Here is a 10,802-nt window from a genome sequence, read left to right on the forward strand (position 1 = left end):
GCAGCTGATGGTGTAATAATATATGGGTGGCAAGGGGGGCTGGAAGGGTATGGGTCTAATTAAGCAATTGATCTCGATTGTTGTACCGGTATTTAATGAACAAGATAATATCGACAACTTTTATCAGGAAGTTGTTAAACATATGGAACAACTGGCGTATTCTTTTGAACTGATTTTTATTGATGATGGCTCAAATGATGCTACACCACTGATATTAGAGCGGTTAGCCAATATGGATAAACGGGTGCGGGCCCTGATTATGGCCCGAAATTTTGGCCATCAGGTGGCGTTGACCTGTGGTTTGGATTATGCAAAAGGCGATGCTGTAATTACCATGGATGGTGACATGCAGCATCCGCCGGAGATGCTCCCGCTGCTCCTGGAAAAATGGGAAGAGGGTTTTCAGGTTGTACAAACTGTAAGGATTACCACTGAGGGCGTTTCCTGGTTTAAAAGCTTTACTTCGGGAATGTTCTATAAGTTGATGAATGCTATGTCTAATGTGCGCGTAGCTGAAGGTGGCTCCGATTTTCGGTTACTTGACAGAAAAGTAGTAGACAGCTTCTGCCGTTTCCGGGAACGTGCCAGGTTTATTCGCGGTATGATTAGCGCGATTGGCTACCGGCAGACTCAAATAGAATTTGTAGCCCCCAAGCGATTTGCCGGCCAATCTAAGTTCTCTTTAAGAAGAATGCTGCATTTTGGGCTTGATGGGATCACCTCTTATTCTAAAACCCCACTCCGCTTTGCATTTTATGTCGGAATAGCAATGGGATTTGCGAGTATTATTCTGACACTGCATGTTCTCTATATCAGACTATTTACTAGCGAAGCTGTCCCAGGCTGGACAACAATTACTGCCAGCATATTACTCTTAGGCGGCCTGCAATTATCCGGGATCGGGATTATTGGCGAATATATCGGTAGAATTTTTGAAGAGGTAAAGCAGCGCCCGCTCTATTGGCTCAGGGCTGAACTCAGCCAACAAAAGGAAAAAAGCGATAAATAAACTTCTGCAGATAAACTTGCTTTGTTGCCCTAATAATTGTAAAAAAAACACGATTTTGGGCAGGAATTTTAAAATTTAAACAGAATATAACATAGTGAGCGAAGTAGAAAGCCGAATCCAGCTCAAGTACGGGGGAACCAATTTATGGGGTGAAACCTGAGAGGTGTTCAACTTCTCAAGTAGGGTGCCTGCAACCCTAACCCGTCAGCTAACCTCGGAGGCCAGCGAGAGGAGAAACCAGTTTGCGTAAGTTTTTCGGGTTCATTGTCGCTTTTTGTTTCTTTTTCGGAACTGCTGCTTTCGCCTATGCTTCGGATACATATGAAGCCGGCGATCAGGGAGCAGATGTAGCCGCAATTCAATCACAGCTTAATAGCCTTGGCTTTAATGCCGGTGCAGCTGATGGTGATTTCGGCGACGTAACGGTCAACGCTGTGAAGGCTTTCCAAAAGGCCCGTGGTCTTGAAGCTGACGGCGTAATCGGACCACAAACCTATCGTGCCCTGATGGGACGGGATATCCCCGTTAGCCGCGATTCTTCCACCACTTCAGTACGACGGGTCATTCAGACATCGATGCGTTATACGGGAGTACCTTATGTGTTCGGTGGGACAAGCCCTAATGGTTTCGATTGTTCAGGTTTTACCCGCTACGTTTTTGCCCAGAGCGGTGTTAATTTACCGCGAATGGCTGACGAACAGTTTGAGATCGGACGAGCTGTATCGTACAGCCGGCTCCAGCCGGGTGATTTAGTGTTCTTTACCACCTACGCTTCCGGAGCATCCCACAGTGGAATCTACCTTGGTGATGGCAAGTTTATAAGTGCTACGTCCAGCCGCGGGGTTGCTATTGACCGCATGAACAGTAGCTATTGGGGTCCGCGCTATGTCGGCGCCCGCAGGGTGATGTAAACTGACAGCAGGGAAGGCATTGTCGGCCTTCCCATTTTTATTTGATCTGAGATGTTTATACAACGCAATGTACCACCTGCGCTGCAAAATTCTTTACTGAGGATGCAGGATTTTTTTATAAATGCTTGTATTTTACTAATGTATTTGACACAATAGAAGTGGCCAATTACGCATTACTTTAGTGGAGATATAGATATGTTTACTTTTTACTGGCGTAAGTTTATAATTCCCTACTGGCTACTGGCTCTAACGGCGGTAGTTTGTTTTGTTATCGCCAGTGCCGCCGGCTTAGCGGCGCCATTGGTAGTTAAACTGCTGATTGATGATGCTCTGTCAGGTGGCAATATCGCATTTTTGCACTTTATTACTGCCGGGATTGTGCTATTATATCTTATTCGTGGTTTGTTTTCCTATTTTTACGGTTACGGTATGGCTAAGGCTGGCAACAAAATGCTGGCCAGACTGCGGCAGGATATGTTTACTAAACTGCAGTCAATGGATTATGCCTATTTTATGAAGATGCCATCCGGAGAACTTATCTCATTATTTACCAATGATCTTTTATTTATTCAACAGGCCGTTACTGTAGGGATTCCTGATGTTATTGTTGAGTCACTTAATCTTCTGGCAATCATGGCAATCATGATTTACTTTGACTGGGAACTGGCGATGGTTACTTTTGCTACCTTACCATTTATCATTGTGGCGATCAGCTGTTTCAATCATAAAATTGGCCGTTTGGGGGCACTTGTTGAACATACCCTGGCAAAAGTGACATCGATTATCCAACAATCGGTCGTATCGGTTATGATTGTTCAAAGTTATGCCCGTGAAGATTATGAATATCAGAAATTCAGCGACAAGATCCAGCAGGCTGCCGGTGATTTGCTCAAAGCTCAACGCTTAAGCGCCATACTAGTGCCGCTAGTTGAGTTTCTCGCTGCTATTGGCTTGACGATTATCGTTTGGTATGGCGGACGGGAGGTTATTAACGGGGACCTTAGCATCGGTGGGATGTTTGCTTTTCTGGTTTATATTATCAATGTGCCAATGCCTGTGCGTAAAATCAGCCAGGCCCTGACTCAGCTTAAAATGGGTTTAGTCGCCTGGGAGCGAATCAGCAGGCTGCTTAACGGACAAATGCCGGTAGTGGCTGATGGCAATCTGGAGTTATCCCAGGCTCAGGGACAGGTGGAGTTTAGGGACGTTTCCTTTGCTTACCAGCAGGATCGGCAGGTACTTAATAATATTAATGTAACTGCGCAGCCAGGCGAAGTACTTGCCATTGTGGGGCCGAGCGGTGCCGGGAAATCTTCATTTGCCAATCTGCTATTGCGATTTTATGACCCGGACACGGGGGGGATCTTTTTAGATGGTATCAATATCAGAGAGCTTAAGATTAGCGCCCTGCGGCATCATATCGGCTTTATCCAACAAGAACCAATATTGTTCAATATGTCAATTCTCGAGAACATTCGCTATGGCCGCCCGACGGCTACGATGAGTCAGGTCGATCAGGCAGCCAGGCTGGCTAATGCCTATGACTTCATTAAGGAGTTACCGCAGGGCTATGATACTATTGCCGGAGAACTGGGCGGCAACTTATCCGGCGGTCAAAGGCAGCGTATCGCAATCGCCCGGGCAATCATTACCGAGCCGGCGATATTGCTCCTCGATGAACCGACTGCTGCGCTTGATTCGCACACGGAAAAACTGGTTATGGCAGCGATCAGGCAGGCCGGACGGGGGCGGACCACCTTTATTATCACCCATCGTATGTCTACCATTATGGCATCTGACCGCGTGGTCTATTTAACCGGTGGCAAGGTGGTTGAAACAGGTACCCATCAGGAGCTTATCGCCCAAGGCGGTTCATATGCCAGGGCATTCGAACTTAGTGATCTTAAGATGCGTATAAACGAGTAAAATAATGGAAATAATCTATGGCGGCAGCTAGATTTGCCGCCGTATTCTTTTATGCTAATAAGAATAATCCTAGTAAGCTTTAGGCTCGAGTTGACAGGTGTAGGCCAGCCTGATAACATTTACATAGGAATATTCTTATTAAAACAGGAATTGCCTGGACCCACTTGGTGTACTTGCCTATAACCGGCTCTCGGAACAATACAATTAAAGGAGAGCAAATATGACTCTTACTAGTGCAATAAACGCTGTGGCTGTAGTCAGCCAACTGAAAGACAAAGGTTACCGGATAACGGCGCAGCGTCAGGCCATGGTTGAAAAGCTGATCGAAGCAGATAAACCTTTATCAGCCTCTGATATTTGGGAAGAGCTGAAAGTTCAGTATCGAGGGATAAGCTTGGATACTGTCTATCGTAATCTACATATATTAGTTGATTTAGGGGCCCTTATCCCGATAAACGCGATGGGTAAAGACAGTGTGCGCTATGAGTTGGTGTATACAAGCCATCATCACCATATTGTATGTGTCAAGTGCGGCAAGTCCCAGTGTATTGACTATTGTCCGATCGAGCCGCAGCTTATTATTATGTTGAAAAATCACGGCTATGAATTAGTACGTCACAACCTGGAATTATTTGGAGTGTGCCACCAGTGCGGCGCATCCTAAGGAGGCTATTATGACTGGAGTTAAGTTAAATAACATTACCTATGGGTATAACAACACCGAAATGGTCCTAAACAATATATCTTTTACTGTACAGCAAGGCGAGTTTGTTGTTGCGGTAGGACCAAACGGAGCCGGTAAAAGCACTTTGCTGAAGATTATTGCCGGCTTGATTGAGCCGGTTGCCGGTCAGGTCCTGATCGATAATAACAGCATACGTGCTGCGGCTCAGCAGGGTATTATCGCCTATGTACCACAGCATTATGCCCAGAATACAGCAGCATTCCCGGCGACTGTCGAGGAAATTGTCGCGCTGGGGCTTGCCGGGACCAGGGGAAAGCTAACAGCCAAAGGGGCTAAACATATTGTTGACCATATGCTGGAAATGGTCGGTGCAGAGCAGCTAAAGGGCCGCCGGATTGGTGAACTGTCAGGAGGACAGCAGCAGCGGGTGATGGTGGCCCGCGCATTGGCCGGTAATCCGCAGCTATTATTGCTGGATGAACCCACCAGTGGTATTGATTACGCCGCAAGTGCCAGGATTTATGAGCTGCTGGGCCAGCTTAACAGTACACTGGGAATTACTATTATCATGGTGTCGCATGATATTGAAAATGGCACCCGTTTTGCCGCGAAAGTGGCTTGCATCAACCGGCATCTGTGTTTCTTTGGTGACAGCGAAGAGTTTCGCTCCAGCCATGCCAGCATGCAGCATTTATGGTATTATTCCGGATTTACCGGCTAGGAGGGCATACTATGCCATTAGTGGAAATGTTTCAATATGATTTTATGCAGCGGGCTTTTTTGGCGGGGATTATTACTGCCGTTATCTGCCCGATATTAGGTATGTTTGTTGTGGTTCGCCGACAGTCGATGATCGGAGACGGGCTGGGACACATTGCTTTTGCCGGGGTGACCGGCGGCTATCTTGCCGGGATTTATCCGGCGGCCGGAGCCTTCGTTTTGACGATTGCCGGTGCGGCAGGCATTGAATTGGTACGGCGCCGGCGAACCCAGATGGCCGACACGGCTTTGGCTGTTTTTTTCTATGCGGGAATCGCCTTAGCTATTATCTTCAGCACCATTACCCGGATGCCCAGTGCCGGTTTACTTGGGTTTCTCTTTGGCAGTATTTTAACAGTTTCCTGGCAGGATGTAGTGGTGATTGCCGGCTGCGGCCTGACTGTTATCGCGTTTGTTTTCAGTAATTTCACCAGACTTATGCTGGTGTCCTTTGACGAAGATGTGGCTAAGGTTGCAGGTATCCGTACCGCTGCTGTCAATATGTCATTAAGTATAGTTACGGCCATAACCGTTGTCACCGGTATGATGGTGGTTGGTATTCTCATGGTAAGTGCCCTGATGATTGTCCCGGTGGCAGCTGCTGAGCAAATGGGAAAAGGTTTTAAAGCTACAATGGCCTGGGCGGTAGGATTGGCAATCGTAGCCGTAATCAGCGGCTTGACAGCGGCTTTTTATTTAGACATCGCCCCAGGTGGCTCAATCATTATGACCACAATCATTTTTTATATAATTATTGCCGTTACCCGCCAGCTTTGTTATACCTGGCGTTCTGCCAGGCGTACACAAACTTACCCTTAACTTGTCTTAAACAGGATAAATTTGGTATAATTAGGGTAGATTTACTATACATAACAAGGAGGATCTATTGTGAATTATAGCAGACAACAAGCCTGGGGACTTTTACGTCAGCATGTGCAAAGCGAGGTGTTGCTAAAGCACTGCCTGGCGGTTGAAATTGCCATGCGGGCCTATGCCGCTAAATTTGGCGAAAATGTTGAATACTGGGGTGCCGTGGGGTTGCTCCATGATGTTGACTTTGAAAAATATCCGAATGATCATCCCCATCATGCAAGAGAGATCCTGAGTGCTGCCGGGTATGACAGTCAGTTTGCCACAGATGTCGAAAGCCATGCCCGGGAGTGGGAACAGGAACGTACCCTGCTGCAAAAAACATTGCTGGCTGTTGATGAGTTGACCGGTTTTATTATCGCCTGTGCTTTGGTGCGTCCTGATAAAAACCTGGACAACCTGGAAGTCAAATCGGTAATGAAGAAAATGAAAGATAAGGCGTTTGCCCGCGCTGTTAATCGCGAAACCATAATCACCAGTGCTGAGGCTATGAATGTTGAAATAAAAGAACACGTTGATTTCCTTACTAAAGCACTGGCTCAGGCCGTAAAAATGCCTGAATATCAGGAACTGCCGCTAGTAGGTTAAACCCTGGAATTAAACATAAATCGGATTGGAGGTGCATAAAGATTAATGAGGACAGCTAAGAGGAGAGAGATAATGGCAAAAAATGTTCTGAATAAGCTTACCGTTAATCTTTATGACACCGATACCCGCGGAAAACTGTATGATCATCTGATGATGCTCTTAAAATGCCAGGAAGGGCTTAATTTAAGGCCACTTGTGGTGTTGTGCATCGGGTCTGATCGCTATACAGGCGATGCGCTGGGGCCGCTTATAGGCACTCATCTTGAAGAACATACTGAATGCAGTGTTTATGGCACACTTGATCACCCGGTTCATGCCGGCAACTTTGTTGAGACTTTAAACATTATCAATCATCGCTACCACCACCCGCTGATTATTGCAATTGATGCCTGTTTGGGAAAATCACATGAGATTGGCAATATTGAGATCTGGCAGGGGGGATTGGCCGCAGGTATTGCAGTTGGCAACAGGCTGCCAACTGTTGGTGATATCTCGGTGATTGGGGTCGTGAATGCGCAAAGCCAGATTGGCTATCTTGACCTGCAAAGTACACCCCTGTCCAAAGTTATGAAATTGAGCAAAGCGATCAGTGAGGCGCTTGTTGATTGTGTCAACACTGTAATTGTTGAGGCTATGCCGGCTTGCACTCAGTCTGCTGCCAAATAAACAAAATATAAAAAAGCGGGCTTGCCCACTCTTAAGAGTGCAAGTCCGCTTTTTTCATTATTTCAGTCCTCAGGGAACAATCTGTTCCACAGCATATACAGTATGATCAATGTCCCGGCAAAGAACAGGCCAATATCGGCAATGTAACGTTCCATAAAAAACCACACTCCCGCAAGTCAGCATTTATTTCTTATTAGGATTATATGCTACTTGCGGGGGTGATGCAAGTTTCCGGCAAATAAATATTTTTTGCTGCCAGGCACATTCGACTTGTCTCCCCCATAAAATTTAACCGACAGACTTTTGGGGGTGAATGACTGAATGGGCCTTTCGTTTATTATGGTATTGGCAGCTTCGGTAATTAAAGGCATCACCCTGTTAGTGTCTTATATCGCCAACAATACCTTTCCCTTGCCGTTATCGGAAAAAGATGAACAGATCTATCTACAACGGTTAAAGAGTGGGGATGAAGACGCTCGCAATGTCCTGATTGAACGTAACCTGAGACTGGTAGCTCACATTGTCAAAAAATTTGACAACACCGGTGAAGATGTTGATGACCTTATCTCCATTGGCACAATTGGCCTGATTAAGGCCATCAACACGTTTGATCCGGCAAAGAAAATCAGGTTGGCTACATATGCTGCCCGGTGCATTGAGAATGAAATCCTTATGCACCTAAGGAGCACCCGCCGGATTCGGACTGAGGTCAGTTTGTATGACCCTATTGGGGTCGACAAAGAGGGAAATGAGTTCACACTGCATGGTTATCTACTTATAGCCTTTAAGCCGCGAATTACTTGGGCAATACGGGGTATAGTTTCAATCCACGTGCCTGAGGTGGCACGACTAGCGGGGAAGTATCGGATGTAGAACCAACGTGAAATCATCGTCACGTTGGTTCTTTTCTTTGCGGTACGTAGCATACTCCAAAACAGATTTTAATAGTTGATTCTTAACGGCAGGTTCTTTGGTTTTAGTGTATACGGCAAGCACCTTCTCTAGTTTCGGAATAATATCTTTTCTGGCCTTCTCGCGTTTAGTTTCATTTTTGATCGCTACCTCGGTATCCGCAATAGATTTTTCAGTTTCGCCGATTCTTTCAGAAAGTTTTTGAGATCGATCCAGGTAAGTGGCCTCGTCATATATTCCGCGTTCCAAGAGATCGTGAAGTCGTTCTTTCTGATAGACCAGTTCTTTAAGCTCATTTGCTAGGCTCTGAATAGACTTTTTCCTTATGCTCAAGATGTTGTCTGTTTCCTTTACGGGCTTGAGATTGCCCCATTGAGCGCGGTATTCATCTAACCATGCATAAAGTGAGGATATTACGCCGCTTTCTATATAATCAAACCGACTGCTTTTGTTCGGACAATATTTGTTGTAACAAATCAGGTGGGGTTTCCGGTGCGTGTATGGTCGGTATACCATAGATCCGCCGCATATATCGCACTTAATCATTCCGGCCAGTGGGTTAGTAATTCCGTTAATCAGTTGATAGGGAATATGATATTTACCTTTCAGTATGGCCTGGGCTTTGTTAAAAAGCTCCTTTGATATAAGAGGCTCATGTTTGCCTTTAATATCAATCCACTCCGAGCGGGGGCGCGTTTTAGTATCGTGTTTTTTATTGGGGTCCTTAGATTTTTTTTGTTCTTTCTTTTTCCATTGCAGCTGGCCAGTATAGACTTCATTTTTAAGAATGAAAACGATGGTTGACGGTTCCCATGGCTTGCCGGTGTATGTCGCATGCCCTAAACGATTTAGTTCAGCGGCAATTTTGTTGCTGCCCATTCTGACTTCGGGATCATCGTGTGTGTACAAATCGAAAATCAGCCTCAATACAGGGGCTTGTTCGGGATGGGGTACTAATATCCTGCTATGACTTGTTTTCTCAATCTGATAGCCGTATGGAGGTCTGGTGCCGATATAATTGCCGTCCTCGATTGAACGTATCCGACCACCTTGTAAGCGCCTGGTGATGATCTTCAGTTCTTTACGTGCCATAAAGGCTTCAAACTCAGTGTACTCTTCGTCAAATTCATCGTTTAGGTCATAGACTTTTCGCGGCGTAACAATCTTAGTCTTAGCGTTTTTGAAAGTATCAATAATAAGGCCTTGCTCCTGCATATTACCGCGACCAAGCCGGTCAACATCCATGCACCACACGGAGCGCCATTTGCTTTCCTCGACCTCTTTTAAAACGGTCAACATTTCCGGCCGGTGGACCAGGCTCTCTCCGGATACGATCTCTTCAAAAACTTTAGTTACGTTGATGTTGTAATCTTTAGCGAGCTTAAAAAGGGCTTTTTTATGTTTCATTAAGGTTTCGCCTTCGCCCCGGGCTTCGGCTTCTATGTCTTCGCGCGATTTACGGAGGTAGAAGCAGGCCGGCTCTAAATCGGTGAGGGTGTGTCTTTGTCGCAATAGAATCACCTCTAAGGTGTAGTATAACAAAAATGCCCTTTCGGGCAAATGGTAATAACCATTATTTAATCCTGAACATTGCTTTTAACATGCCTGCTCATAATTATTTTGGTATGCGCTGGATTACCCATCTCATAAACAGGCAGCCCGTCTATTCTTGGAATTGCGGGGCAATTGATCAAGGTGGCGTCACTTTTTCAGTATTCAGCACCTTGTATGTTAGAATAAAACAAATATTATACCCAAGAGGAGATGAGGAGCATGGCCATCAAGCTGCTTTGCAATAGTTCGTAAACACCGTCCGCAAGGGCGGTGTTATTTATTTCTTGTCGAAAAATAGCGTATTTTAGAAAACGTTCGCTAGTTGTCCAAAACAGAGAAAAGGAGTATAATAGCATCAAACATATGTTCTGGGTGTTCGGTTTTGACCTATACTGGCCTTCTAGTCAGTGTACGGATCTTGACTTCATGCTCGCCAGCAATTTCAAAAAGCGACTTCATGTCATCGCGGACGTTAGTTTCTACTTGAGTTATATTTTCTTTGAGTTCTGTTCTAACGGCGTCGATTTCGTCGATTATGTGAGTTCGTAATTCAGCAACATCATCTTTTGTGGAAACTTTGGCATTCATCATAGTAATCATTTTTTCCGTTCTCTTGACGGCTTCTAAATTTGCAGTAGTAATCTTGAGACCATTAACTTCAGCACTGACAAATTCAGTGTTGTGTCGGATGGCTTTGACGATTTGATTTGTTTCGATCATCTGACTCTCAAGGCTAGAAATATCGGGCTTAATTTCGGAAACGTCAGTTTTTAAAGTGATAACATCAGTTTCGATACGATCAAGGCGCTGATTGACATTTTGTATTTCGCTAAGTATTTGCTTTAATAGTTGTTCACTCATATTATCAACTCGCTTTATACATAATTGATTGGGGGAGTTTTAGTGGAGAGGGATGTAGATA

Annotated in this window: 10 protein-coding genes, 1 pseudogene and 1 riboswitch; of the genes and pseudogenes, 9 read left to right on the forward strand and 2 right to left on the reverse strand. The window is 45.3% G+C overall.

Features of this window, described 5'->3' with window-relative positions; genetic code table 11:
* The first annotated feature begins 49 nt into the window (after positions 1 to 49).
* The 9 genes and pseudogenes from VN379_RS13805 to VN379_RS13845 all read left to right on the forward strand — a co-directional run.
* Positions 50 to 1,009 (forward strand): glycosyltransferase family 2 protein, encoded by a 960-nt coding sequence (locus VN379_RS13805; protein WP_325534781.1) that lies wholly within the window; start codon positions 50 to 52, stop codon positions 1,007 to 1,009.
* Positions 1,010 to 1,108: 99 nt separating this feature from the next.
* Positions 1,109 to 1,247: riboswitch (cyclic di-AMP (ydaO/yuaA leader) on the forward strand.
* A gap of 4 nt (positions 1,248 to 1,251) precedes the next feature.
* Positions 1,252 to 1,920 carry a C40 family peptidase gene (locus tag VN379_RS13810; protein WP_325534783.1) on the forward strand — a complete coding sequence of 223 codons (669 nt, stop codon included), beginning with the start codon at positions 1,252 to 1,254 and terminating at the stop codon, positions 1,918 to 1,920.
* Positions 1,921 to 2,115: 195 nt separating this feature from the next.
* Positions 2,116 to 3,846, forward strand: a complete 1,731-nt coding sequence (locus VN379_RS13815; protein WP_325534785.1) for an ABC transporter ATP-binding protein — start codon at positions 2,116 to 2,118, stop codon at positions 3,844 to 3,846.
* Between the two features lie 220 nt (positions 3,847 to 4,066).
* Complete coding sequence (locus VN379_RS13820) at positions 4,067 to 4,510, forward strand: Fur family transcriptional regulator (protein ID WP_325534787.1); 444 nt, start codon at positions 4,067 to 4,069, stop codon at positions 4,508 to 4,510.
* A 10-nt stretch (positions 4,511 to 4,520) separates the two neighbouring features.
* A complete protein-coding gene (locus tag VN379_RS13825) occupies positions 4,521 to 5,252 on the forward strand; it encodes a metal ABC transporter ATP-binding protein (protein WP_325534789.1) in 732 nt (243 codons plus the stop codon).
* A gap of 11 nt (positions 5,253 to 5,263) precedes the next feature.
* Entirely contained in the window at positions 5,264 to 6,109 is an 846-nt protein-coding gene (locus VN379_RS13830; protein WP_325534791.1) for a metal ABC transporter permease, read from the forward strand.
* 69 nt (positions 6,110 to 6,178) lie between these two features.
* On the forward strand, positions 6,179 to 6,748 hold the full coding sequence (locus VN379_RS13835; protein WP_325534793.1) for an HD domain-containing protein: 570 nt from the start codon (positions 6,179 to 6,181) through the stop codon (positions 6,746 to 6,748).
* Between the two features lie 72 nt (positions 6,749 to 6,820).
* The gene (yyaC, locus tag VN379_RS13840; RefSeq protein ID WP_325534796.1) at positions 6,821 to 7,414 is read left to right on the forward strand and encodes a spore protease YyaC; all 594 of its coding nucleotides are present in this window, start codon (positions 6,821 to 6,823) and stop codon (positions 7,412 to 7,414) included.
* Positions 7,415 to 7,735: 321 nt separating this feature from the next.
* A pseudogene (locus VN379_RS13845) lies at positions 7,736 to 8,188 on the forward strand (sigma-70 family RNA polymerase sigma factor); the annotation flags it as partial.
* 75 nt (positions 8,189 to 8,263) lie between these two features.
* On the opposite strand, the gene VN379_RS13850 reads toward VN379_RS13845, so the two are convergent.
* Together VN379_RS13850 and VN379_RS13855 are read right to left on the reverse strand one after the other, a co-directional pair.
* A complete protein-coding gene (locus tag VN379_RS13850; protein WP_325534798.1) occupies positions 8,264 to 9,838 on the reverse strand; it encodes a recombinase family protein in 1,575 nt (524 codons plus the stop codon).
* 429 nt (positions 9,839 to 10,267) lie between these two features.
* On the reverse strand, positions 10,268 to 10,741 hold the full coding sequence (locus VN379_RS13855) for a hypothetical protein (RefSeq protein ID WP_325534800.1): 474 nt from the start codon (positions 10,739 to 10,741) through the stop codon (positions 10,268 to 10,270).
* Positions 10,742 to 10,802 lie beyond the last annotated feature (61 nt).

It is taken from the genome of Sporomusa sp. (assembly GCF_035561255.1).
Classification (GTDB): domain Bacteria; phylum Bacillota; class Negativicutes; order Sporomusales; family Sporomusaceae; genus Sporomusa.

Bases quoted from the DNA above. Each gene is read 5' to 3' on its own strand.
- VN379_RS13805 (WP_325534781.1), top strand. From the start codon at position 50: ATGGGTCTAATTAAGCAATTGATCTCGATTGTTGTACCGGTATTTAAT.
- VN379_RS13815 (WP_325534785.1), top strand. From the start codon at position 2,116: ATGTTTACTTTTTACTGGCGTAAGTTTATAATTCCCTACTGGCTACTG.
- VN379_RS13820 (WP_325534787.1), top strand. From the start codon at position 4,067: ATGACTCTTACTAGTGCAATAAACGCTGTGGCTGTAGTCAGCCAACTG.
- VN379_RS13825 (WP_325534789.1), top strand. From the start codon at position 4,521: ATGACTGGAGTTAAGTTAAATAACATTACCTATGGGTATAACAACACC.
- VN379_RS13830 (WP_325534791.1), top strand. From the start codon at position 5,264: ATGCCATTAGTGGAAATGTTTCAATATGATTTTATGCAGCGGGCTTTT.
- yyaC (WP_325534796.1), top strand. From the start codon at position 6,821: ATGGCAAAAAATGTTCTGAATAAGCTTACCGTTAATCTTTATGACACC.
- VN379_RS13855 (WP_325534800.1), bottom strand. From the start codon at position 10,741: ATGAGTGAACAACTATTAAAGCAAATACTTAGCGAAATACAAAATGTC.